23 protein-coding genes are annotated in these 24,350 nt (G+C 71.0%); 7 read left to right on the top strand and 16 right to left on the bottom strand.

All coding sequences use genetic code 11. From position 1 onward, the window contains the following. Window positions 1-61: 61 nt before the first annotated feature. The 4 genes from IE325_RS24885 to IE325_RS24870 all read right to left on the bottom strand — a co-directional run bounded on the left by IE325_RS24885 (window position 62) and on the right by IE325_RS24870 (window position 5,338). Entirely contained in the window at window positions 62-2,527 is a 2,466-nt protein-coding gene (locus IE325_RS24885) for a SpoIIE family protein phosphatase (RefSeq protein ID WP_190072247.1), read from the bottom strand. A 154-nt stretch (window positions 2,528-2,681) separates the two neighbouring features. Then, entirely contained in the window at window positions 2,682-3,899 is a 1,218-nt protein-coding gene (gene rocD / locus IE325_RS24880; protein WP_190072246.1) for an ornithine--oxo-acid transaminase, read from the bottom strand. Then, the gene (gene ddaH, locus IE325_RS24875; RefSeq protein ID WP_190072245.1) at window positions 3,896-4,708 is read right to left on the bottom strand and encodes a dimethylargininase; all 813 of its coding nucleotides are present in this window, start codon (window positions 4,706-4,708) and stop codon (window positions 3,896-3,898) included. The genes rocD and ddaH overlap by 4 nt, the downstream gene beginning before the upstream one ends. Window positions 4,709-4,831: 123 nt before the next feature. Then, a complete protein-coding gene (locus tag IE325_RS24870; protein WP_190072244.1) occupies window positions 4,832-5,338 on the bottom strand; it encodes an Lrp/AsnC family transcriptional regulator in 507 nt (168 codons plus the stop codon). A gap of 87 nt (window positions 5,339-5,425) precedes the next feature. Between IE325_RS24870 and IE325_RS24865 the strand changes: the two genes are divergently transcribed. The 4 genes from IE325_RS24865 to IE325_RS24850 are packed head-to-tail and all read left to right on the top strand — an operon-like array spanning window position 5,426 to window position 9,473. After that, entirely contained in the window at window positions 5,426-6,175 is a 750-nt protein-coding gene (locus IE325_RS24865; RefSeq protein WP_190072243.1) for a LytR/AlgR family response regulator transcription factor, read from the top strand. Next, window positions 6,172-6,537 carry a hypothetical protein gene (locus tag IE325_RS24860; RefSeq protein ID WP_373315205.1) on the top strand — a complete coding sequence of 122 codons (366 nt, stop codon included), beginning with the start codon at window positions 6,172-6,174 and terminating at the stop codon, window positions 6,535-6,537. Before IE325_RS24865 ends, IE325_RS24860 begins: the two co-directional genes overlap by 4 nt. Window positions 6,538-6,558: 21 nt before the next feature. Further along, window positions 6,559-8,271, top strand: a complete 1,713-nt coding sequence (locus tag IE325_RS24855) for a sodium/solute symporter (RefSeq protein ID WP_190072242.1) — start codon at window positions 6,559-6,561, stop codon at window positions 8,269-8,271. Next, complete coding sequence (locus tag IE325_RS24850) at window positions 8,268-9,473, top strand: sensor histidine kinase (protein WP_190072241.1); 1,206 nt, start codon at window positions 8,268-8,270, stop codon at window positions 9,471-9,473. The genes IE325_RS24855 and IE325_RS24850 overlap by 4 nt, the downstream gene beginning before the upstream one ends. 3 nt (window positions 9,474-9,476) lie before the next feature. Here the strand turns inward: IE325_RS24850 and IE325_RS24845 are convergent, their stop codons facing one another. The 7 genes from IE325_RS24845 to IE325_RS24815 form a co-directional block, all read right to left on the bottom strand. Then, entirely contained in the window at window positions 9,477-9,647 is a 171-nt protein-coding gene (locus IE325_RS24845; protein ID WP_190072240.1) for a hypothetical protein, read from the bottom strand. Between the two features lie 19 nt (window positions 9,648-9,666). Continuing rightward, complete coding sequence (locus tag IE325_RS24840; RefSeq protein ID WP_190072239.1) at window positions 9,667-11,505, bottom strand: serine/threonine-protein kinase; 1,839 nt, start codon at window positions 11,503-11,505, stop codon at window positions 9,667-9,669. 34 nt (window positions 11,506-11,539) lie between these two features. Continuing rightward, window positions 11,540-12,922, bottom strand: coding sequence for a PASTA domain-containing protein (locus IE325_RS24835; protein WP_190072238.1), 1,383 nt, complete (start codon window positions 12,920-12,922; stop codon window positions 11,540-11,542). A 77-nt stretch (window positions 12,923-12,999) separates the two neighbouring features. Then, window positions 13,000-13,950 (bottom strand): cytochrome c oxidase assembly protein, encoded by a 951-nt coding sequence (locus tag IE325_RS24830; protein ID WP_190072237.1) that lies wholly within the window; start codon window positions 13,948-13,950, stop codon window positions 13,000-13,002. A gap of 103 nt (window positions 13,951-14,053) precedes the next feature. Further along, window positions 14,054-15,079: a 6-phosphofructokinase gene (locus IE325_RS24825; RefSeq protein ID WP_190072236.1), complete on the bottom strand. Its 1,026-nt coding sequence runs from the start codon at window positions 15,077-15,079 to the stop codon at window positions 14,054-14,056. Between the two features lie 166 nt (window positions 15,080-15,245). Beyond that, the gene (locus IE325_RS24820) at window positions 15,246-15,974 is read right to left on the bottom strand and encodes a type 1 glutamine amidotransferase (RefSeq protein ID WP_190072235.1); all 729 of its coding nucleotides are present in this window, start codon (window positions 15,972-15,974) and stop codon (window positions 15,246-15,248) included. A 23-nt stretch (window positions 15,975-15,997) separates the two neighbouring features. Next, entirely contained in the window at window positions 15,998-17,236 is a 1,239-nt protein-coding gene (locus IE325_RS24815; protein WP_190072234.1) for a MurT ligase domain-containing protein, read from the bottom strand. A 112-nt stretch (window positions 17,237-17,348) separates the two neighbouring features. Here IE325_RS24815 and def point away from each other — a divergent pair, with 112 nt between their 5' ends. After that, complete coding sequence (gene def / locus IE325_RS24810) at window positions 17,349-17,888, top strand: peptide deformylase (protein ID WP_190072233.1); 540 nt, start codon at window positions 17,349-17,351, stop codon at window positions 17,886-17,888. Window positions 17,889-17,904: 16 nt separating this feature from the next. Here def and IE325_RS24805 read toward each other — a convergent pair whose 3' ends face one another. Further along, window positions 17,905-18,549, bottom strand: a complete 645-nt coding sequence (locus IE325_RS24805) for a TetR/AcrR family transcriptional regulator (protein ID WP_190072232.1) — start codon at window positions 18,547-18,549, stop codon at window positions 17,905-17,907. Between the two features lie 170 nt (window positions 18,550-18,719). Here IE325_RS24805 and IE325_RS24800 point away from each other — a divergent pair, with 170 nt between their 5' ends. Together IE325_RS24800 and IE325_RS24795 are read left to right on the top strand one after the other, a co-directional pair. Next, complete coding sequence (locus IE325_RS24800; RefSeq protein WP_190072231.1) at window positions 18,720-19,949, top strand: acyl-CoA dehydrogenase family protein; 1,230 nt, start codon at window positions 18,720-18,722, stop codon at window positions 19,947-19,949. Window positions 19,950-19,976: 27 nt separating this feature from the next. Then, window positions 19,977-20,576, top strand: a complete 600-nt coding sequence (locus tag IE325_RS24795; protein ID WP_190072230.1) for a thiaminase II/PqqC family protein — start codon at window positions 19,977-19,979, stop codon at window positions 20,574-20,576. 5 nt (window positions 20,577-20,581) lie between these two features. Here the strand turns inward: IE325_RS24795 and IE325_RS24790 are convergent, their stop codons facing one another. The 4 genes from IE325_RS24790 to IE325_RS24775 form a co-directional block, all read right to left on the bottom strand. Next, window positions 20,582-20,818 (bottom strand): DUF6213 family protein, encoded by a 237-nt coding sequence (locus tag IE325_RS24790; protein WP_126389501.1) that lies wholly within the window; start codon window positions 20,816-20,818, stop codon window positions 20,582-20,584. A gap of 25 nt (window positions 20,819-20,843) precedes the next feature. Next, complete coding sequence (locus IE325_RS24785) at window positions 20,844-22,238, bottom strand: NADP-dependent succinic semialdehyde dehydrogenase (RefSeq protein WP_190072229.1); 1,395 nt, start codon at window positions 22,236-22,238, stop codon at window positions 20,844-20,846. A 76-nt stretch (window positions 22,239-22,314) separates the two neighbouring features. Further along, complete coding sequence (locus IE325_RS24780) at window positions 22,315-22,773, bottom strand: NUDIX hydrolase (RefSeq protein ID WP_190072228.1); 459 nt, start codon at window positions 22,771-22,773, stop codon at window positions 22,315-22,317. Then, window positions 22,770-24,308 (bottom strand): ATP-dependent DNA ligase, encoded by a 1,539-nt coding sequence (locus tag IE325_RS24775; protein WP_190072227.1) that lies wholly within the window; start codon window positions 24,306-24,308, stop codon window positions 22,770-22,772. The genes IE325_RS24780 and IE325_RS24775 overlap by 4 nt, the downstream gene beginning before the upstream one ends. Between the last annotated feature and the right edge of the window lie 42 nt (window positions 24,309-24,350).

The raw sequence follows: 24,350 nt of genomic DNA, 5'->3' as shown, positions 1-24,350 counted from the left end.
CTCACCACCGGGTCCGGACCATTTTCCCACGCCTTGTGATGTATATGCCGATCCGATACCGCTAATCCGGTACGTCCGTCAGGGGCTGCTCGGCCCAGATGATCTTCCCCTCGGGGACGAACCGGGTGCCCCACCGCTGGGTGAACTGGGACACCAGCAGCAGCCCGCGGCCACCCTCGTCCGTGGTGCGCGGATGCCGCAGATGCGGGGCGGTGGCACCGCCGTCGAAGACCTCGCAGACCAGCGCGCGCTCCTTGATCAGACGCAGCCGGATGGGGCCTGCGGCATACCGGATGGCGTTGGTGACCAGCTCGCTGACCACCAGTTCCGTGGTGAACGCCAGGTCCTCCAGGCCCCACTCGGCCAGCAGCCGCGCGGCCGTCTTGCGGGCATCGGCGACCGCGGCCGGGTCGGCGGGCAGATCCCAGTCGGCGACCTGCTCGGCGCCCAGCAGCCGGGTGCGGGCCATCAGCAGGGCCACGTCGTCATGCGGGCGGGCCGGGACCAGGGCGTCGACCACCATCCGGCAGCGCAGATCGAGCGTGTCCGAGCGCCGCTCCAGGGCCTGCCGCAACCGGTCCCGGTCGGTGTCCACGACCCAGTCGCCGTCGTCCTCGCGGGCCAGCAGCCCGTCGGTGTGCAGGGCGAGCGTGCTGCCCGCGGCCAGCGCCAGCTCGACCGCCTCGAACGGCGGGCCCCCGACCCCGAGCGGCGCTCCCTGCGGAAGGTCGACGAAGGTGACATCGCCGTCGGGCAGCACGACAGCGGGCGCCGGATGGCCGGCGGCGGCCATGGTGCACTGTCCGTCCACCGGGTCGTAGACCACGTACAGGCATCCCGACCCCACGGACTGGGCGATCGCGGCCTCCTCCGCACCCGGCTCGACGCCCTCCTCCCGGGCCGACCGCGCCACCAGGTCGTCCAGGTGCGCGAGCACCTCCTCGGGCGGCAGGTCCAGCGCGGCGAGGGTCCGTACGGCGGTACGCAGCCGGCCCATCGCCGCCGCCGCGTCGATCCCGTGCCCGGGAACCTCGCCCACCACCAGCGCGACCCGGCCGCCGGACAGCGTGATCAGGTCGTACCAGTCACCGCCGAGGCCGGTCAGCTCGTCCGCCGGGCGGTAGCAGGCGGCGACCTCCACCGCGTCCTGCTCGGGCAGCCGGTGCGGGAGCAGGCTGCGCTGGAGGACCAGGGCGGCGTCGCGCTCGCGGGTGTAGCGGCGGGCGTTGTCGACGCAGACCGCCGCGCGGGAGACGAGGTCCTCGGCGAGGGTCAGGTCGTCCTCGTCGAAGGGATCCTGGCGGCGGCGCCGGAAGAAGGTCGTCACCCCCAGGGTCACGCCCCGGGCCCGGATCGGCACGATCATCACGCTGTGCAGACCCAGCTCCAGGAACGTCGTCTCCCGGCCGCCCGGGATGTCGGTGGCCCACTCCTTGGCCAGCGGGTCGAGGCGTTTCTGGCGCCAGGGCATGCCCGTCGTCAGCACGCGGATCGGCGGAGACCCGGCGAGATAGGTGGCCACCTCGCCGATCGCGACGACCGCCTCCGGCACGTTCTCGTTCACCGACTGGTGCCCGGCGCGGCGCAGCGGCACGACGGCCGTGTCACGCGGCGGACCGGGGGCGAGCTCGGCCCCCGCGAGCACCGAGTCCAGCAGGTCCACGGCGACGAAGTCGGCGAACGTCGGAACCGCCACGTCGGACAGCTCCTGCGCGGTCTGCATGATGTCCAGGCTGCGGCCGATGTGCTCGCCGGCCCGGTCGAGCAGGGCGAGCCGCTGCCGGGCCCGGTGCCGGGCGCTGACATCGACGACGGTGTAGTAGACGCCCATCGGATGGCCGTGCTCGTCCTCCAGGCGGGTGAACGACATCATGTGCGCCGTCTCCCGGTGCGGCGCGGACCGCACGAGGCCGACGTGCTCGTACCCGACCACCGGCTCACCGGTCTCCAGCACGCGCCGCATCTGCGCCTCGATCGACCGGGCGTCCAGGCCGGGCTGGATGTCGGCGAGCCGCCGCCCCAGCCGGGTCCTCGCCGGACCGCCGCCGAACTGCTCCAGCGCCGAGTTCGACCACACATAGCGCAGATCGGCGTCCACGATCGCGATCCCCACGGGGGACCCCGCGACCATCTGCTCCAGCACGGGCCGGCTCATGGCCCACCCCGGGGCGTCGGCCATCTCCGACAGCAGCACCAGCCAGCGCGACGGCCCCGGCGGCTCCTCGGCCGAGGTGACCCGCACCATCAGCTTCACCGGCTCCCCGCCCCTGCGCAGCGCGGTCAGCAGGCCCATCCAGCCGCCGTCCCTGCGGCACCGCCGCCCCAGGTCGGGCACCCGCAGCGCGTCCTCGGCCGCCAGCAGTACCCGGGCCTCCGCGCCGACCACGTCCGCGGCCGGGTACTCCAGCAGCCGCTCGGCGTCCCTGGTCCACCCCGTCACCCGGCCCCGCGCGTCGAGCAGCAGAGCCGCGGCGTCCGCCACGTCGAACCACTGCCGGGCAACGCCCTGCTCCTCGTGTATGCCCACGGCCGACCTCTCTGTCGCTGTGAGCGGTCTACCACCTCTTGTCCCCATCTTCACCCTTCCTCTCACCACCGCCTCTTCGCGAGGGCCGGGAGAGGGCGAGACACCGGTGGCCCGGCACCCACCCAAGGGCAACCGGGCCACCGAACCACTCCGCCTACGTCAGTACCCTCTCCAGCGCTCCCAGCGCCCCCGTCAGCTCCTCCGCCGTGATCGTCAACGGGGGAGCGAGGCGGATCGTGGAGCCGTGGGTGTCCTTGACCAGGACGCCCTCGCGCATCAGGCGGGCGCTGATCTCGCGGCCCGTGCCGAACGCCGGGTCGATGTCGACGCCCGCCCACAGGCCGCGCGCCCGGAAGCCGACGACGCCCTTGCCGAGCAGCGCCGACAGGCCGCCCCGCAGGACCATGCCCAGTTCGGCGGCCCGGCGCTGGAACTCGCCCGTCTCCAGCAGCTCGATCACCGCGGTGCCGACCGCCGCGGCCAGCGGGTTGCCGCCGAACGTCGAGCCGTGCTCGCCCGGCCGCAGGACGCCGAGCACGTCCCGGCGGGCCACCACCGCCGACACCGGCACGATGCCGCCGCCCAGCGCCTTGCCCAGCAGCAGTACGTCCGGCACGACCGACTCGTGCTCGACGGCGAGCGTACGGCCCGTACGCCCGAGGCCCGACTGGATCTCGTCCGCGATGAAGAGGCAGCCCTTGCGGCTGGTCAGCTCGCGCACACCGGCCAGATAGCCCTGGTCGGGGATCAGGACGCCCGCCTCGCCCTGGATGGGTTCAAGAAGCACCGCCGCCGTCGTGTCGTCGATCGCCGCCTCCAGCGCCGGCAGGTCGTTGTACGGCACGACCCGGAAGCCCGGCGTGAAGGGGCCGAAGCCCTGCCGCGCCGTCTCGTCCGTGGAGAACGACACGATCGTCGTCGTACGGCCGTGGAAGTTGTCCGCCGCGACCACGATCGTCGCCTGATCGGCCGGGACGCCCTTCACGTCGTACGCCCACTTGCGGGCCACCTTGATGCCGCTCTCCACGGCCTCGGCGCCCGTGTTCATCGGCAGCACCATGTCGAGGCCGGTCAGCGCCGACAGCCGTTCGGCGAATTCCGCGAGCTTGTCGTTGTGGAAGGCCCGGGAGGTGAGGGTCAGGCGGTCCAGCTGGGCGTGTGCCGCCTCGATCAGCGCCGGGTGGCGGTGGCCGAAGTTGAGCGCCGAGTAGCCCGCCAGCATGTCCAGGTAGCGGCGGCCCTCCACGTCCTCCACCCAGGTGCCCTCGGCACGGGAGACGACCACGGGCAGCGGGTGGTAGTTGTGCGCCAGGACCGGTTCCTCGGCGCGGATCAGATCGGCGGACGAACGGGTCTGCGCGGGCGCGGTCATGAGCGGATCTCCTGGGTGCAGCACTTGATGCCACCGCCGGCCTTGCGGAACTCCGACAGGTCGACGGGGACGGGGACATAGCCGCGTGCGTCCAGCCCGGCGGCGAGCGCCTCGGCCTGGGGCGCGATGAAGACATGGCGGCCGTCGGACACGGAGTTCAGGCCGAAGGCCGCCGCGTCGTCGCGGGTGGCGAGCACCGCGTCCGGGTACAGCCGGGAGAGCACCTCACGGCTGCCCGGCGAGAACGCCTCCGGGTAGTAGGCGATGTTGTCGTCGTCGAGCACGAACAGCGCCGTGTCCAGGTGGTAGAAGTACGGATCCACCAGGGTCAGGCTGACCACGGGGTGGCCGAAGAACTCCTGCACCTCGCGATGCGCCTCGCGGGTGGTGCGGAATCCGGTGCCGGCGAGGACGTACCGGCCGGTCCACACCAGGTCGCCCTCGCCCTCGCACACCGACTCGGGCCGGTACACGTCGAAGCCCGCCGTCTTGAACCATGTGTCGTAGTGCGTGGACTCCGGACGGCGCTCGGGCGCGTGGAAGAGGGAGCCGAAGACACGGCCGCCGACGACGACCGCGGAGTTCGCGGCGAACACCATGTCGGGCAGACCGGCGACCGGCTCCAGAGTGTCGACCGCGTGGCCGTGGGAACGGTAGGCGCGGATCAGCGCCTGCCACTGCTCCTGGGCCAGATCGACGTCGACCCGGATGTCGGGTTGCATCCAGGGGTTGATCGCGTACTGCACGGCGAAGTGTCTGGGCTCGCAGACGAGGAAGCGCCGCCGGCGCGGCACACGGGTTTCGGGCACAGAGGGGTTCCTCCGCTTCCTACGGTGTCTATGAGGATTGACTCAAAGGTAGGAAGTGACCCCGACGAGCGACAAGAAATAACAATTGCGTGTCCACGCAGGAATGCTGCGTCTTCGAGCGGCTCAGCGCACGTTCGCTGCGTCGACCGTCGGAGCGGGCTGGGTGGCCCCCGCCTCCGGACTCTCCGGGAGCAGATGGGACAGCACCATCACGCTGATCGTCTTGCGGATGAACGGCTCCACACGGATGCGCTCCAGCACCTCCTCGAAGTGCTCCACGTCCCGCGCCCGCACATGCAGCAACGCGTCCGCGCCCCCGGTCACCGTCATCGCCGCGGTGATCTCCGGATGGTTGCGGACCACCTCCGCCAGCCGCCGCGGCGGCGCCGCGCCCTCGCAGTACACCTCGACGTACGCCTCCGTGCGCCAGCCCAGCGCCGACGGCTGGACCGTGGCCGTGAACCCGGTGATCACACCGGTGTCCCGCAGCCGGTCCACGCGCCGCTTGACCGCCGTCGCCGACAGCCCGACGCTCATGCCGATCTCTGCGAAACTCGTCCGGGCGTTCGCCATCAGGGCGGTGATGATCTTCCGGTCGAGTTCGTCGAAGGAGGTCTCGCCGCTGTTCATGAGGGCACTGTAAGCGGCACGACACCGAGCGCGAGCGTCCACGCGGCCACATGTCCAGGCGCGCCCATTGCTCTTACACTCCCGTTCATGCTGCGCGCCCTGGCTGTCGACGACGAACGCCCCTCGCTGGAGGAACTGCTGTACCTCCTGAACGCGGACCCGCGCATCGGCAGCGCGGACGGCGCCGGCGATGCCACCGAGGCGCTGCGCCGGATCAACCGCGCCCTGGAGTCCGGACCGGACGGCCCCGAGTCCATCGACGTCGTCTTCCTCGACATCAACATGCCCGGACTCGACGGCCTGGACCTGGCCCGGCTGCTCACCGGCCTGGCGAAGCCGCCGCTCGTCGTGTTCGTCACCGCCCACGAGGACTTCGCCGTACAGGCCTTCGACCTCAAGGCCGTCGACTACGTCCTCAAGCCGGTGCGCAAGGAGCGCCTGGCGGAGGCGGTACGGCGGGCCGCCGAGCTCAGGGACGCCGCTCCCCGAATACCCGTGAGCGAGCCCGACCCCGACCACATCCCCGTCGAGCTGGGCGGGGTGACCCGCTTCGTCGCCGTCGAGGAGATCACCCACGTCGAGGCCCAGGGCGACTACGCCCGGCTGCACACCGTCAAGGGCAGCCACCTCGTCCGCATCCCCCTGTCGACCCTTGAGGAGCGCTGGCGCTCCCGCGGCTTCGTCCGCATCCACCGCCGCCATCTGGTCGCCCTGCGCCACATCGGCGAACTCCGCCTGGACGCCGGCACCGTCAGCGTCATGGTCGGCCCCGAGGAACTCCAGGTCAGCCGCCGGCACGCGCGTGAGCTGCGGGACCTGCTGATGAGGAGGTCATGACGATGCCCCAGAGCCCCGCCGAACGCCGCGTCGTCGTCACCGGTCCGCCCCGGCGCACCCGCCCCGTCTCCGGCTACTACCGCCCACGCACCGAGATCGACGAGCAGACCACCCTCGGCCACACCTACGTCCGCTCCCTGATGCGCTCCCAACTGCGCGCCGGCCTCACCGTGTTCGCGGTCCTCGGCCTCCTCATCGGCCCCCTGCCGCTGCTGTTCGCCGCCATGCCGGACGCCCGCGGCCTGGAATGGCTGGTCCTCGGCTTCTGCCTCTACGCCCCCCTCGTCCTCCTCGCTCGCTGGTATGTGCGGCGCGCCGAACGCAACGAGCGGGACTTCGTGCGCCTTGTCGAAGACCGCTGAGCCCGAGGAACGGACCCGGCCGTGAACTCCAGCTACGCCGTCCCCGCCGTCGCCCTGGTCGTCCTCGCGACCATCCTCGTCGGCGCCTTCGGGCTGCGCATATCCCGCACCACCTCCGACTTCTACGTCGCCTCCCGCACCGTCGGCCCCCGCCTCAACGCCGCCGCGATCAGCGGCGAGTACCTCTCCGCCGCCTCCTTCCTCGGCATCGCGGGCCTCCTCCTCGTCCAGGGCCCCGACATGCTCTGGTACCCGGTCGGCTACACCGCCGGATACCTGGTCCTGCTCCTCTTCGTCGCGGCCCCGCTGCGCCGCTCCGGCGCCTACACCCTCCCCGACTTCGCCGAGGCCCGTCTCTCCTCCCAGGCCGTACGCCGGCTCGCGGGCGCCTTCGTCGTCGGCACCGGCTGGCTGTATCTGCTGCCCCAGCTCCAGGGCGCCGGACTGACCCTGACCGTGCTGACGGGTGCCCCCGACTCCCTCGGCGGACTGATCGTCGCCGTCGTCGTGGTCGCCATCGTCGCCGCGGGCGGTATGCGCAGCATCACCTTCGTGCAGGCCTTCCAGTACTGGCTCAAGCTCACCGCCCTGCTCGTGCCCGCCCTCTTCCTGATCCTCGCCTGGCAGAGCGACGGCGCCCCCCGCCGGGCCTTCGACGAACCGGCGACCTTCCGCGAGCAGAGCGTCGTCCGCGTCGACGACACCCTGAAGCTGAAGCTCGACCGGCCGCTGCCTGTCACCGTCAGCGGCACGATCGACGGCCGCGACCACGAGGAGGACAAGCTCGAACTGCCCGCCGGCACCCACCGGATCGAGGCCGGCACCAGCCTGACCTTCGCCAAGGGCGCCCAGGTCCCCGAACGCGACCGCAGCTCCGGCGGCGGCCTGTCCCCGTCGCAGGCCGAGAGCCGCGGCGAACGCCCGCTGTACGCCACGTACGGACTGATCCTCGCCACCTTCCTCGGCACCATGGGCCTGCCGCACGTCGTCGTCCGCTTCTACACCAGCCCGCACGGCGTCGCCGCCCGCCGCACCACCGTCGCCGTGCTCGGCCTGATCGGCGCCTTCTACCTGCTGCCCCCGGTCTACGGCGCCCTCGGCCGCCTCTACGCCCCCGAACTCACCCTCACCGGCGACGCCGACGCGGCCGCCCTGCTGCTGCCCGACCGCATGATCGGCGGCCTCGGCGGCGACCTGCTCGGCGCACTGGTCGCGGGCGGTGCCTTCGCCGCCTTCCTGTCCACGGCATCGGGCCTGACCATGGCCGTCGCAGGCGTGCTCACCCAGGACGTCCTGCCGACCCGCGGCGTACGGCACTTCCGGCTCGGCACGGTGATCGCCATGGCCGTCCCGCTCGCCGCGAGCGTCCTGGTCGGCGGGCTCCCGGTGGCCGACGCGGTGGGGCTCGCCTTCGCCGTGTCGGCGTCGTCGTTCTGCCCGCTGCTCGTCCTCGGCATCTGGTGGCGCCGGCTCACCCCGCCCGGCGCGGCGGCCGGGATGCTCGTCGGCGGCGGCTCCGCGCTGCTCGCCGTCGCCGCGACGATGGCCGGCTACCCCGGCTCCGGGGCGGCCCACGCGCTGCTCGCCTGGCCCGCCCTGTGGTCGGTGCCGCTGGGCTTCCTCACGATGATCCTGGTGTCCCTGGCGACCCCGGGCCGGGTGCCGCCCGGCACGGCGGCGATCCTGGCCCGGTTCCATCTGCCGGAGGAGCTGAGGGCGGAGGCGAAGGCATGAGCGGCTTCCTCGCGGGCCTGTGCGTGGCGATCCTCCCGCTGCTCGCCGCCGGCTTCTGGCTCGGCCGCCGCACCGCCCGCCCGCAGAACCTCGGCGACCTCGGCACCCCCGTCGAGCACGCCACCTTCGAGACCCTGCACACCGCGTCCCTCGCCGCACCCCCGCTCCGGTCCGGCCTCACCGAGGAGACCGCCCGCAAGTCGGCCCGCAGACTCCGCTCACTGCTCGGCACCGACGCGCTGTGCCTCACGGACCGCAAGGACGTCCTGGTCTGGGACGGCGTGGGCGACCATCACCGTACGGAGATCATGGAACTCCTCGCGGGACCCCTGGAGTCGGGCCGCGGCGAGGCCTTCCCGCTGACCTGCGACGCCCCCGACTGCCCGGTGCGCTGGGCGGTCGTCGCCCCGCTCACCGTCGACGACCGGGTCCACGGCGCCCTCGTCGCCTGCGCGCCCCGCGAGTCGGCGGTGCTGGTGCGCGCGGCCGGCGAGGTGGCCCGCTGGGTGTCCGTGCAGCTGGAACTGGCCGACCTCGACCAGTCCCGCACCCGCCTCATCGAGGCCGAGATCAAGGCACTGCGCGCCCAGATCTCCCCGCACTTCATCTTCAACTCGCTCGCGGTGATCGCCTCGTTCGTCCGCACCGACCCCGAGCGCGCCCGTGAACTGCTCCTGGAGTTCGCCGACTTCACCCGCTACTCCTTCCGCAAGCACGGCGACTTCACCACCCTCGCCGACGAACTCCACGCCATCGACCACTACTTGGCGCTCGTGCGGGCACGCTTCGGCGACCGCCTCTCCGTCACCCTCCAGATCGCCCCGGAGGTGCTCCCGGTCGCCCTGCCCTTCCTCTGTCTCCAGCCCCTCGTGGAGAACGCCGTCAAGCACGGCCTGGAGGGCGCCGCCGACAAGTGCCACATCCAGATCACCGCACAGGACGCCGGCGCCGAGGCCCTCGTCGTGATCGAGGACGACGGCGCCGGAATGGACCCCGTCCTGCTGCGCCGCATCCTCGCGGGCGAGGTCAGCCCGTCGGGCGGCATCGGCCTCTCGAACGTCGACGACCGGCTGCGGCAGGTCTACGGCGACGACTACGGCCTGGTGATCGAGACGGCCGTGGGCGCGGGCATGAAGGTGACCGCCCGGCTGCCGAAGTACCAGCCGGGCGTGCACTCCGCGGGGCGACTCACTCGCGAATGAGCCTCACGTGGGGCGGCTGACAACCATCCCCAGCGTGATCAGGCCGAGCACCACCCACCCGAACCACAGCCAGCCATTGCTCCCGAGTGCCACCGTGTAGGCCGTCACCACGACGAGTCCGCCGACGGTGAGCACTCCCATCGCCTTCGTAGAGCCGTCCGTAGAACCGGGCATCGCAACACCCTCCTCAGGCCTAAGGTTCGTCCCCCTCCATGGTGCCCCCGTTCTGCCTCCGGACGGTGCACACGACGAAATGAGTCCCCGTTTTCCAGGACCCTTCGCTGGTCCAGGACCCGGCCGTGTACACGGAGGGATCGAATCCGTAGTCACGCGGCGGCACCACGCGGGCACACACCGTGTCCGATTCCGTACGGGCCTCACTCAGCGTGACATCGGCGCCGAGCCGGGCGAATCCGAGCACCTGCTCGTCGTGCGGGCCCGCACAGGACACCAGCCGGGCGTCCCGGCGCGAGCGGACGTCCAGACAGTCCCGGCGCTGCATGGTCGCCGTGTCCGCGAACGCCGACCCCGCCCTGCGGTGCTCGCCCAGCGGCCCGAACACCGGCCCGTGCCCGCCCAGTACCAGACACGCCGTACGCCGCCCGGCCGCCTCGAACCCCGCCTCGGTCGGCACCACGGCGACGCTACGGACGTCCGCGAGCCGCTCCCGGACATCCTCCGTCCGCTTCTCGCACCCCGCAGGCCCCTCCCGCCGCGCCTCGGCGGCGGACCCGGCGGCGACGAACCCCATCACCTGCCCGTCGGGCGCCTTCTCACCGCAGCTGGGGTCCACACTCAGCCGGGGCGTGCCCTGGAAGGCGGCCGTGCCGGGCCAGTCGGCGAGCACACAGTCCCCGCCCTTCAGGGGTTCACCGAGCCCGACCGCGGCACCGTACGGCCGCCGCGTCCCGTCGGTGTCCGCCTGCTGCGACAGGGCGTACCAGACGCCGGTCCCCGCGAGCGCCAGCCCGAGCAGACCGGCGAGGACGGCGTGCTGGACGCGGCGCCCGGTACCGGCCGGCTGACGGGGTCCGGGTGACCAGCCGCCGGCCGGCGATCCGAACCCCACCACGTCAGGCACCGGCCGCACCGGCCCCGGAGGCGGCACACCACCCCAGGGCGGCTGCGAACCGAGATCGGTCTGCGTGCGCGCATACGCGTCGGCCTCCGGAACGACGAGCCGCGACAGCGCCGCCTCCGCCTCGGCGGCAGGCCACCGCCGCGCCGGATCCTTCTCCAGCAGCGCCCGCAGCACGGGCCCCAGCGCCCCGGCCCGCCCGGCCGCCCGGGGCTCCTCCATGACCACCGCGGTGAGCTCCGCCAGATGCGACTCCCGGTCGAAGGGACCCCGGCCCTCGACGCCGTAGTACAGGGTGCAGCCCAGCGAGAACAGATCGGTGGCCGGCGTGGGCGCCCCGCCCGTGACCCGCTCCGGCGCCAGATAGCCCGTCGTGCCCACCAGCACCGACGCCATCGTGTACCGCGTCTCACCGGCGTCCGGCTGCACCGAGATGCCGTAGTCGGTGAGCAGCACCCGGCCGTACGGCGCCCCGGAGCGGTCCGGCGCCAGCAGGATGTTCGCCGGTTTCACATCCCGGTGCATGACGCCCCGCCGGTGCCCCGCGGTCAGCGCGTCGAGCACGGCGAGCCCGATACGGGCGCATTCGGCGGGCGCCAGCGGGCCGCGCCGGTCGATCAGATCACGCAGGTTGACGGCACCCTCGACATACTCCATGACGATCCACGGCAGCCCCTCGTGCTCCAGCACATCGTGCACGGTCACCACATGCGGATGCCCGCGCAGCCCCGCCGCGTGCCGTGCCTCCGCGCGGGCGCGGGCCACTCGGGCCTCGCGCTCGTCGGCCTCGGCCGGGTCCCGGAACACGATCTCCTTGAGCGCGACCTCGCAGGCGAGTCTCTGGTCGTGGGCGAGCCAGACATGGCCCATCCCGCCGCTGCCGAGCCGGTTCAGCAGCAGATAGCGGCCGGCGATGACCCGGCCCACTCCCGACGTCGGTGATCCTGAATGCATCCGGTGACTCCCGGGTTCTGCGGGTGCGCGGTTGCTAGGCGGTGGTGCTCGTGGCGGAGGGCGTGCCGCTCACCGGGTCGGTGGTGGCGGGCCCGCTGCTCTCCGGCGGCGGCGCGCTGCTGGTGACCGGGGCGCTGGTCGGGGGCGCGCTCGTGGTCTTCGCGGGTGAGCTGGACGGGGGTGGGGACGGCGGTGGCGGGGGTGGTGGTGAGCTGGTTGTGGGGGTCCTGGTCGACGCGGGAGGCGAGGAAGCGGAAGGCGGCGCAGAGGAGGGCGTGCTCGGGGACGGGGGTCCGCTCGTGGCGCCGGGACCGGGCGACGACGGTGCCGATGGCGACGGTGTCGACGGCGAAGGGCTCGTCGGTGTCCCTGAGCCCGGTGTCCCCGAGCCCGGGGGAGTGGACGTACTCCCGTCCGACGACCCGGAACCACCGGAACCGGAACTCCCGCCGGCCACGCTCAACGTCACGTACTCCCCGAACCGCAGCTCGGTCCCGGCCGGCGGATCCGATGCCGTCACCCTGGCGTCGTCCGGTGGCAGCCCCCCGCCGTCGAAGCCGACCGCCAGCCCCTCGTCGGCCAGCCGCCGGCTCGCCTGCCCGAACGTCGCCCCGGCGAGGTCGGGCACCGCACGCCGCTCACGCGTGTCGAACGCGGTGTCGTCCTCGCCGGTCGTCCCGACAGGACGGCTGATGCCCCGGTCCGGCTCGTCCACGTCGACGAGAGCGAGCCGCTCCACTTTCCGCGGCGCCGGCCGCACGGCCACGACGGACGCCTTCTCGTACCCCTTCCACTCCTCATTGCGGTCATCGAACTCGACGTCTATCCGGGTCGTGTCCCCCTCGAAGGGCCGCAGCGGATTTCCGCACGAGCACTTCACCGCCGGAAGACCCTGCTCATCCACGAGAATCGCGATTCCCGACTGGAGCAGAGCGTTGAAAGGGGCGGCCTTCCCCTTCTTGTAGTCGTGATTCCGTACGAGGGTGTCGTGACGCAGGAGAACAGGTGTGAGGCGATCCAGATAACCCGGAATCCCGTCCGTGGTGAGGGACAGCGCGGCTGCCCACGCCTGTGCCTTGCGTTCATTGGCGGGATCGGTGAGGAACTCCTTCAGCCGTACGACATCGCAGATCGCCGGCTGCCTCGAACCGCCGTACAGACCCGGTGTGTCCCCCTGCTGAAGACCACCACCACCGCGCGCGGCCGATCCCGCGCTGACCCGCGTATCGTCCCGCCCGAGCCCCTGGCTCTCGTCGAAGAAGGGCGCGAGCGAAGGAACTCCTGCGGCGACCGCCTTCACCATGAACAGCGGTGCGTCCCGGTCGCACCCGCTCAGCGCGAGAACGAGGACCAACAGGACGGCGATCCTCCGAATCGCCGTTTTCCCGGACCTGTGTACGAAAACGCGAAGCGCCATTACCGCTCCCCCCGGCGGTTCCCCCGACGCGCTTCATGCTACTGAAAGGCGAAGCCTTTCGGTTTTCTCCGGTTTCCTCAGTTTCCGCGTGCGTTCAATGAGGCCAAATAGGCGTTGTACGCCTCGAGTTCCTTGTCGCCGTCGCGGTCGGCGGCCCGGTCCTTGCGCTTGGCCTGCCGCTGCTCGGAGCCGTACCACTGGAACAGCAGCGCGATCAGCACCAGCACGGACGGAATCTCACTGAACGCCCAGGCGATACCGCCGGCCGCGTTCTGGTCGGAGAGCGCGTCGATGCCGAGGGAGGCGGGCGGGTTCTTGAACGTCTCGACCATCGGCGTCGACGCCATCATCAACGCGATCCCGAAGAACGCGTGGAACGGCATACCGGCGAACAGCTCCAGCATCCGCATCAGATACCCCGGCCGGTGCGGTCCGGGATCCACGCCGATGATCGGCCAGAAGAACACCACACCCACGGCCAGGAAGTGCACCATCATCCCGATGTGCCCCGCCTTGGAGCCCATCAGGAAGTCGAAGATCGGAGTGAAGTACAGCGCGTAAAGGCTGGCGATGAACAGCGGAATGGTGAACGCGGGATGCGTGATGATCCGCATGTACCGGCTGTGCAGCAGGGCCAGCAGCAATTCCCGCAGCCCCTTGCGTCCTCGCCCGGCGGGCGGCAGCGCGCGCAGTGCCAGGGTGACGGGCGCGCCCAGCAGAAGCAGAATCGGCGACAGCATGCTGATCACCATGTGCTGCACCATATGCACGCTGAACATGACCATTCCGTAGTCATTCAGCCCGGTGCACATGACGAGCATCACGGACAGCACACCGAGGACATAGGAGACGGTCCGCCCCACGGGCCACTTGTCACCACGCCGCCGCAGCCGCACGACACCCCACGCGTAAAGCGCGAGCCCCACCAGACAGGCGACGAGGAAGAACGGGTCCGCGGACCACGAAAGCCCCCGCCCCAGCGTGAACGGCGGCAGATCCATCATCATGCCGTGCCCGCTGTGATCCATCCGGCGGCTCCTGATTCATGGGGGTTGAGCGCTGTCTGTCCCCCACAGACTAGAACTGCCCCCGGCGACCGCGGTCACCGGGGGCAAATCACGAGCGCGCTACTCAGAGCACGCACTCCGCCTCTTCGTAGCGGTTGTCCGGAACGGTCTTCAGCGTCTCCACGGCCTCGGCGAGCGACACCATCACGATGTCGGTCCCCCGCAACGCGGTCATCTTCCCGAACTCACCCCGGTGCACGGCCTCCACCGCATGCCACCCGAAGCGGGTCGCCAGCACCCGGTCGTACGCGGTGGGCGTACCGCCCCGCTGCACATGCCCCAGGATCACCGGCCGCGCCTCCTTGCCGAGCCGCTCCTCCAGCTCGATGGACAGCTGACGGGCGATCCCGGCGAACCGCTCATGGCCGTAGACGTCCTTGCCGCCCTCGTCGAACGCCATGGTCCCGGCCTTCGGCTTGGCACCCTCGGCCGCCACCACGATCGCGAACCGCTTGCCCGCCTGGAACCGCTCCCCGACGACCCGGGTCAACTCCTCGATGTCGAAGGGCCGTTCCGGTACGACCACGGCATGCGCGCCGGCCGCCATGCCGGAGTGCAGCGCGATCCAGCCGGTGTGCCGCCCCATGACCTCGACGACGAGCACCCGCTGATGGGACTCGGCGGTGGTCTTGAGCCGGTCCAGCGCCTCGGTCGCCACTGTCACGGCGGTGTCGAAACCGAAGGTGACATCCGTGACCGCGATGTCGTTGTCGATGGTCTTCGGCACACCCACGACGGGCAGGCCGCTGTCCGACATCAGGCGGGCGGCCTTCAGCGTGCCCTCACCGCCGATGGGGATGATCGCGTCGAGGCCGAGCTCCTCGACATGCCCCTTGGCCCGCTCCACGCCGTCCCGCAGATGGGAGGGCTGGACCCGGGAGGAGCCGAGGATCGTGCCGCCGCGGGCGAGGATGCCACCCACCGCGTCGAGGTCGAGCTTGAGGTAGTCGCACTCCAGGAGGCCCTTCCAACCGTCCCGGAAGCCGATGACCTCGTCGCCGTGGTCGACGACGGCGCGGTGCACGACGGACCGGATGACGGCGTTCAGGCCGGGGCAGTCGCCGCCGGACGTGAGGACACCAATGCGCATAGCCCGAAAAACCTTCTTCACGTGGGCCGGGACCGGACCACGCTGTCCGGCTCGAATCCCCGCCACCCTAGCGGCATCAGGGGGCGGGGCCGAACCGTGCGTCCGCCTGCTGGACGACCCCGCTCACCTGTGCGGACAGGGCGTCAGACGGGCTGCCGAGCCAAGGTCACGCGGGCTGCTGCGCGGCCGCGATGCGCTCATTGCGCAGCGCCTCGTACCAGCGGTCGTCGGTCGGGGGCAGCGCGTTCACATCGAGCGCCAGCTTCAGCAGCAGGTCGGCGATCAGCGGGTTCCGCGCCAGCACCGGGCCGTGCATGTACGTACCGAAGACGGTGTCGTTGTACGCGCCCTCCGTGCCGTCACCCGTGCCGTTGCCGTTGCCGATGCGGACCTGGGCGAGCGGGCGGGCGGTCGGGCCGAGGTGCGTGACGCCCTGGTGGTTCTCGAAGCCGGTCAGCGGCGGCAGGCCGAGCCGCGGGTCGATGTCGCCGAGCACGTCACCGACGCACCGCTCGCCCTCGCCGCGCACGGACACGACGTCGATCAGCCCGAGGCCGGGCTCGCGCTGACCGAGGTCGTTGATGAACTCGTGCCCGAGGATCTGATAGCCGGCGCACACGGAGAACACGATCGCGCCGTTCTCCACGGCCCGCTGCAGACCGCCGTCCCGGCGCAACCGCTCGGCGGCGAGCCGCTGCGGGCGGTCCTCGCCCCCGCCGATCAGATAGATGTCGCCGGACGTCGGGATCGGCTGGTCGCTGCGCACGTCGAGCCGGGCCACGTCGAGCCCGCGCTGCCGGGCCCGGCGCTCCACGACGAGGACGTTGCCCTGGTCGCCGTAGGTGCTGAGCAGGTCCGGGTAGACCCAGACGACCCGCAGTTGGTTGTCGCTCACTTAAGTCCCCTGAAGTCTCGAGCTCAGTTGCCGACGCGGCGGCGCAGGTCCTGGAACGCGGTGTAGTTGGCGATGACCTCGATCCGGCCGTGCGGACTCATCTGCACCGCCTGGTCGAGGTTGTCGCACACCTGGAACTGCTGGTTCGCGACCTCCAGCCGCACCGCGAGGTCGAGCTTGCGGTCGCCGATCACACAGATCGGGTGGCCGGACAGTCGGGTGTAGTCGACGTCCCACAGCCAGGAGGTGTCGGTGCCGTCGGCGCCACGCGCGTTCACCGACAGGATCACCGGGGTCGGCGGCGGGTCGATGAGCGAGAACGTCTCCAGCCAGCCGGCCGGGTTCTTGGCGAGCAGCAGCCGCAGATCCCGCTCCTGGAACTGCACGACGTCATAGCGACCGGCGACGGCCTGCACCTGGTACATCCGCTCAAGGGCGACCTGCGGCGGCACCCCGAACACGGCGGCCACGGCGGCCGACGACGCGGCGTTGGCCTTGTTGGCACGCCCGGGCAGCTGCAGATGAATCGGCCAGGCGGACCCGTGCGGGTCGAGCACATGATCACCGGACAGCGCCCAGCTCGGCGTGGGCCGCCGGAACCCGCACTCCCCACAGAACCAGTCATCGCCCGGTCGCTGCATCACGCCACCGCACGACGGGCAGGACCAGGCGTCGTCCTTCCACATCTGCCCGGCGGCGACCCAGATCACATTCGGGGACGAGGAGGCCGCCCATACGACCAGCGGGTCGTCGGCGTTGGCGACGATCACCGCCTTCGAACCCGCGAGCCCCTCGCGCCAGTTCTCGGCGAGCATCCGGGTCTCGGCGGCGCGGTCCAGCTGGTCGCGGGAGAGGTTGAGCAGCGCGATGCACTTCGGGTCGGTGTCCCGGGCGACGCCCGCGAGGTACTTCTCATCGACCTCGATGACGCCGTAGCGCGCCTCCGAGCTGCCCGCCAGCGCCGAGGTGATGCCCGCGGGCATGTTGGCGCCGAGCGCGTTGGACACGACGGGCCCGGCGGCCCGCAGCGCCTCCGCGATGAGCCGGGTCGTCGTGGTCTTGCCGTTGGTCGCCGAGACCAGGACCACGTCCAGGTTCTGGGCGAGCCGGGCGAGGAGGTCGGGGTCGAGTTTGAGCGCCACCCGGCCACCGATCACCGAACCGCTGCCGCGCCCCGCGGCGCGCGATGCCGCCGCGACCGCCTTGCCCGCGGTCACGGCGATCTTGGCCCGCGGCGTCAGCGGGTCCGAGTTGCCTGCCATCAGTTCTCGATCCTCCTTGCGTACGCGCCGCGCCTGAAGCCCTACGGCAACGTGGTGGTGGTCAGCCTATCGAGATCCATTCGCACTCCCGAATCGCCGTACCCTTGCGGCCATGCGCAACGGCTCCATTCCGGGCACTCGTGGACGTGTTCGGCCCTTGACCCTGCTCGGAAGCCCCGTCCTGCACACCCCCTGCGAGGAGGTCACCGACTTCGGCCCGCAACTGTCGACGCTGGTGGACGACTTGTTCGCGACGATGTACGCCGCGCAGGGCGTGGGCCTCGCCGCGAACCAGGTGGGGGAGTCGCTGCGGGTCTTCGTATACGACTGTCCGGATGACGAGGACGTACGACACCTCGGGCATGTGGTGAACCCACGGCTGGTGGAGGCGGATGGGTTGGTGATGCGGGGCCCGGAGGGTTGTCTGTCGCTGCCGGGTCTGGAGGCGGGGACGGAGCGGTACGACCATGCGGTGGTCGAGGGGTTCACGGTGACGGGGGAGCCGGTGAGGGTTCATGGCACGGGGTTCTTCGCACGCTGTCTCCAGCACGAGTGTGACCACTTGGAGGGAAAGGTGTACGCCGACCGCGTAACGGGCTGGCGCCACAGACGCCTGATGCGCCAAGCGGCCCGAGCCTCCTGGCACCGGTGATGTCTTCAGGGGCGCGTCAGAACCCCGGACCGCCCATCTTGTCCCCCGCCGCAGCAAGCCGACCCCACAACAGGTCGGCCAGGCTACGCACCAACTCGGCCCGCGAACACGGCCGTTCCCCCAGCCACCAGTCACCCGCCGCATGCATCATCCCGACGATCCCGTGCCCCCACACCCGGGCCAGCTGCTGACTCCCCGGCCCGAGATCCAGCCGCTCCTCGATCACCGTGGCCAGTTCCTCGCCCATCGTGCGGAGCAACGGCATCGAGTGCTTGCCGACGTCGAATCCCTGGTCTGCCGACTGACTGCCCTCGGTCGGATGCATCAGGAACCGGTACACCTGGGGCCGGGCCTCGATCGCCGCGAGGTAGGTGTCCAACGTGGACTCGACCCGCTCACGCCGGTCCGCGGGAGCGTCCAGCGCGGCCCGCAGCGAGGCCAGCAGCGCATCCGTGTGCCGCTTGGCCAACGCCGCGTAGAGTCCGCTCTTGTCGCCGAAGTGCCGGTACAGAATCGGCTTCGTGATACCCGCCTCCGCGGCGATGGCGTTCATCGAGGCCTGTGGGCCGTCGCGCAGCACCACCCGGTCGGCGGCCTCCAGCAGCTCACGCCGACGGCGGTCGGCGGATCGTTGCTGATCGGTCCGCTGCGTGGTGTCCATTCGTTCTCCCCACCCGTGCTCAATCGATGACGCCTGCGCAAACTAACACTCAACATGCTCCATCCATCGAATGGGCTGTCGATGGGGCATCGGGAGTTGACTTTACCTACCGGCCGGTAACAAACTAGGGTTACCGCTAGTAACACGCACGTACCGCCGCTGGAGGGGACATGGCCGAGTTCACCATGGAGCTCAACGACGAACAGAAGGAGGTCCGGGACTGGCTGCACGGCTTCGCCGCCGATGTGATCCGCCCCGCGGCCGCCGAATGGGACGAGCGTGAGGAGACTCCCTGGCCGGTCATCCAGGAGGCCGCGAAGGTCGGCATCTACTCACTCGACTTCTACGCCCAGCAGTACTTCGACCAGACCGGCCTCGGCATCCCGATGGCCATGGAGGAGCTGTTCTGGGGCGACGCGGGCATCGCCCTGTCGATCGTCGGCACCGGTCTCGCCGCCGTGGGCGTCCTCGCCAACGGCACCGAGGAGCAGATCGGCACCTGGGTGCCCCAGATGTACGGCGACGCCAATGACGTCAAGCTCGCCGCGTTCTGCTCCTCCGAGCCCGACGCCGGCTCCGACGTGGCCTCCATGCGCACGCGTGCCGTCTACGACGAGGCCAAGGACGAGTGGGTGCTCAACGGCACGAAGACCTGGGCGACCAACGGCGGTATCGCCAACGTCCACGTGGTCGTCGCGGTCGTCGACGCCGAGCTCGGCTCCAAGGGCCACGCGTCCTTCATCGTCCCGCCGAACACACCGGGTCTGTCCCAGGGCCAGAAGTTCAAGAAGCACGGCATCCGCGCCTCGCACACCGCCGAGGTCATCCTGGACAACGTGCGTGTGCCGGGCTCCTGTCTGCTGGGCGGCGAGGAGAAGCTGGACGAGCGGCTGGCGCGGGCCCGCGAGCGGGCCAAGGCCGGCGGCGGCGAGCGGGTGAAGAACGCGGCGATGGCGACGTTCGAGGCTTCGCGTCCGGCCGTCGGCGCGATGGCCGTCGGCACCGCCCGTGCCGCGTACGAGGTCGCCCTCGACTACGCGATGACGCGTGAGCAGTTCGGGCGGCCGATCATCGACAACCAGGGCGTGGCCTTCCAGCTGGCCGAGATGCGGACCCAGATCGACGCGGCGCGGCTGCTGGTGTGGCGGGCGTCGTGGATGGCGGTGAACGGCAAGCCGTTCATCGCGGCCGAGGGCTCGATGTCGAAGCTGTTCGCGAGCGAGACCGCCAAGAAGGTCACCGCCCAGGCCATACAGATCCTGGGCGGGAACGGCTACACGCGGGAGTACCCGGTGGAGCGGATGCACCGGGACAGCGCGATCTACACGATCTTCGAGGGGACGAGCGAGATCCAGCGGCTGGTGATTGCCCGTACGTTGTCGGGTATGTCGATCCGGTAGCGCCATGGCGGTCGATGGAGGATGCCGATGACGGACAACCCGCTCGTGCCGTTGATCGCTGCCGGAGAGGCCGGTCTCGACACGCTTGCCGCGCTCGCGCTCGAACAGAGCCGGGTGATTCCGGCCGACCGTCGGTCCTTCCTCAATCTGGCCCAACGGGCCACGTCCGCGGCCCCCGCGTCCGCCGCCTTCTTCACCCTGTTGGCCGAGGGAGAGGTACTGGCGGCGGAGCGGCTGGGCGCGTTCGCGGACGCGTGCGGAGTGACGCGTGTGCAGGCGGCCGCATACGAACCTCTGCCGGGCTGTCAGGCCTACCCCGCCTACGTGGCCTGGCTGGCGCTGAACGCGTCACCCGCCGAAGCGGTACTCGCCCTCACGGCCAACTTCTCCACCTGGGGCGGCTATTGCGCGACGATCGCCGAGGCCCTGCGCCGTCACTACGGCTTCACGGACGAGGCCTGCGCGTTCTTCGACTTCTTCGCGGAACCGTCCCCGGAGCTGGACCGGCGGGCGCAGGCGGCCCTGGACGAGAGCGAACCGGACCGGTCCCGAGCACATGGGTACGGCCGCATGCTCCAGGCCTACGAGGACCAGTTCTGGGCAACGCTGGCCGAACGGACCCCCTAGGACCTTTACGGCGCAGTTCCACTGCTGTGCGCGATACACGCCACATCGATACGATCCGCGAGCTTCGCCAGCTCGATGGTCAACGCGGCCACCGTGTCCTCATCGAGCCCGTCCTCCCCGGCCTCGACAAGGTGCAGCCACCGACCACCCACGGTACGCAGCAGCTTGCTCACATCGGCGGCAGCCACCTGCAAGGTCCCGCGGTCATCGACGATCAGCGGCAGAGTAACTTCGCGGTTCACACTCGGGATCGTAACCGCGCGGCGCTCACGCACCCTGCCAAACCGTAGTGATGTTGCAGAACTCGCGGATTCCGTGCCCCGACAGCTCACGGCCGTATCCGGACCGCTTCACTCCGCCGAACGGGAACGCCGGATGCGAAGCCGTCATCCCGTTGACGTACACACTCCCGGCCTCCAGGTCCCGTACGAACCGGTCCACCTCGGCCTCGTCGCGCGTCCACACGTTCGAACTCAGTCCGAAGGGGGAGTCGTTGGCGATCAGTACCGCCTCGTCCAGATCTGCCGCCCGGTACAGCGTGGCGACCGGCCCGAACGCCTCCTCGCGGTGGATGCGCATCTCGCGGGTGATGTCGGCGAGCACCGTGGGCGGGTAGTACCAGCCGGGCAGTTCGGGGCGGCGGAGCTCGTGGCCGCCGCACAGCACCGTCGCCCCGCTGCGTTTGGCGTCGTCGACGAGTTCTTCGAGGTCCGTGCGGCCCTGTTCGCTGGAGAGCGGGCCGACCTCCGTCTCGTCCCGCATCGGGTCGCCGACCACCAGGGCCTTCATACGGTCGACGAAGCGCTGGGCGAAGGCGTCGTAGACGTCCGTGTGCACGATGAACCGCTTGGCGGCGATGCAGGACTGCCCGTTGTTCTGGACGCGTGCGGTCACGGCGATCTGGGCGGCGCGGTCGAGATCGGCGGACGGCATGACGACGTAGGGATCGCTGCCGCCCAGCTCCAGCACCGTCTTCTTGATCATTTCTCCGCAGGTGGCGGCGACCGCCCGGCCCGCGGGCTCGCTGCCGGTGAGGGTGGCCGCCTTGACGCGCTCGTCGCGCAGGATGTCGTCGACCTGCCCGGCGCCGATGAGCAGGGTCTGGAAGCAGCCCTCGGGGTAGCCCGCGCGGTGGAACAGGTCCTCCAGATAGAGGGCGGTCTGGGGGACGTTCGAGGCGTGCTTGAGGAGGCCGACGTTGCCCGCCATCAGAGCCGGGGCGGCGAAGCGGATCACCTGCCAGAGGGGGAAGTTCCACGGCATGACGGCGAGGACCGGGCCGAGCGGGCGATAGCGCACCCGGACGCGCGAGGCGCCCGAGTCCTTCACGTCGGAGTCGGCCGGCTCCTCGTCGGCGAGCAGTCCCTCGGCCCGTTCGGCGTACCAGCGCATCGCCTTCGCGCACTTGGCGGCCTCCGCGCGGGCCTGCTTGATGGGCTTGCCCATCTCGGTGGTCATCACCCGGGCGACGTCCTCGGCGTCGGCGTCCAGGAGGTCCGCGGCCCGGATCAGGAGGCGTGCGCGGTCGGCGAAGCTCGTCGTGCGGTACGTGCGGAACGTGGCCTCGGCGAGCTGGAGCCTGCGCTCGATCTCCTCCTCGCCCATGGCCTCGTACGTCTTGAGCGTCTCGCCGTTCGCCGGGTTGACCGTCGCGATGGGCATGACCGACCTCCTGGAAGCGGGCTGATGCTTCGAGACTCCCGCGCGGCGGTGGGTACCGCAACGCGTGTACGTCTGCTCAGGCCGAGTGCTCCGCCAGCCGGTCGAGAAACACGGCCTGGGCCTTGACGATCACCTCGCGCGCCCGGTCGAGGCGCACCCACTCCACCCGGTCCAGCTCCGGGAACTCCTGCATACGGCCGGAGCGCGGCGGCCACTCCATGGTGAACGTGCCGGGGACGGCCGTCGCGGGGTCGAGGTCGGCCTCGATCGCCCACACCGTGACGATCTTGCCGCCCGACTGCTTGACCTCGCCGAGCGGTACGGCCTCCCCGTCCGGCGGCGTCAGCCCCAGCTCCTCCCGGAACTCGCGGCGGGCCGCCTCCCAGGCGGGCTCCTCCGGTTCGTACTCACCCTTCGGGACCGTCCACGCCCCGGCGTCCCGCTTGGCGAAGAACGGGCCGCCCATATGGCCGAGCAACACCTCCAAGCCGTCCGCGGTGTGGTGGAAGAGCAGCAGACCGGCGCTGTGCTTCACGGCCGTACCTCCGGATGCGCGGCCAGCAGGGTCTCCACCGTGTCGGCCTCCTCCGGCCGCTTGTCCTCGCGGTAGCGGACCACGCGGGCGAAGCGGAGGGTTACGCCGGCCGGGTAGCGGGTGGAGCGCTGGAGGCCGTCGTAGGCGATCTCGACGACCAGTTCCGGGCGCACGGTGACCACCCAGTCGTCGCTGCGCACGGCGAGCTGCTGGAGCCGCTCGGTCTGCCAGGTCAGCATCGCGTCCGTCATGCCCTTGAAGGTCTTGCCGAGCATCGCGAAACCGCCGTCCGCCGTGCGGGCGCCCAGGTGCAGGTTGGACAGCTTGCCGGTTCTGCGGCCGTGGCCCCACTCGGCGGCCAGCACCACCAGGTCGAGGGTGTGGACGGGCTTGACCTTCAGCCAGGAGGCGCCGCGCCGCCCCGCGCTGTAGGGGGCGTCGAGGGCCTTGACGACGACGCCCTCGTGGCCGCGCCCCAGGGTCTCGGTGAGGAAGCCCTCGGCCCGAGGGAGGTCCTCGGAGCCGGACACCAGCGCGCGACGCACCCGCATCGGCTCGGGCACCAGACGGGCCAGCTCCGCGTGCCGCTCGCTGAACGGCAGGTCGAGCAGGTCGCGGCCGTCGACGGACAGGACGTCGAAGAAGACGGGGGAGACAGGGATCTCCTTGGCCGCCTTCGCCACGTCCGTGCGGGAGCCGACGCGGCCCGCGGTCTCCTGGAAGGAGCGGGGGCGGCCCTCGCTGTCGAAGGAGATGACCTCGCCGTCCAGGATGAAGCGATCGCCTCTCAGCTCCAGGGCGGCGGCCGTCACTTCGGGCAGACGGTCGGTGATGTCGTCCAGGGTGCGGGTGTAGAGCCGTACCGAGTCGCCGTCGCGGTGGACCTGGACGCGGATGCCGTCCAGCTTCTCCTCGACAGCGCACGCGCCGAGCTTGTCGACCGCCTCGGAGACGGAGGACGCGGTGTGCGCGAGCATCGGCAGGACGGGGCGGCCCACCGTGAGCCGGAAGCGGGCGAGTGATTGCGGGCCGTCCGTGAGCAGCGCCTGGGCGACCTGCTGGAGTGAGCCTGCGAGCATCACGGCCCGCCGTACATCTGCGGGTGGCGCCTCGGTCGCCTGGGCGAGGCCCTCCATCGCCACGGCGTCCAGGGCGCCCTGGCGGACCTCGCCGGTGATCAGGCCGAAGAGGAAGCGTTGTTCGTGTTCTGTGGCCGCGCTCATCAACTCGCCCACCAGGCGGGTGCGTTCGGCTTGCGATCCGGGGCCGGAGAGCTTGCCGAGTGCGGTGAGGCGGGCGTCGACCTCGCGGACGGTCAGGGTCGGCTCGGCGGCCGGTTCGACCTGGTGGCTCAGGACCTTCCAGCCGATGCCGAGCCGGCCCTGGGGGAGGCGGCCCGCGAGGTACGGGATCACTATCGGTACGTCGTCCGCCTCGGCGTCCCGGAAGAGTTCCGCGAGAAGGGTGATCTTCCGGGATCGGGCCGAGGTCGCGGCGATCTCTTGGGATACGTGGGCCAGCCGGGTCAGCAGCATGTAGCCAATGATGGGTTGTGTCTCGGCTGCGGGCTCGTCGTG

Source organism: Streptomyces lanatus, assembly GCF_014655715.1.
In the GTDB taxonomy this organism is placed as follows: domain Bacteria; phylum Actinomycetota; class Actinomycetes; order Streptomycetales; family Streptomycetaceae; genus Streptomyces; species Streptomyces lanatus.
Note: the sequence above shows the minus strand (reverse complement) of the source record. Positions and strands in the feature narration are given on the sequence as shown.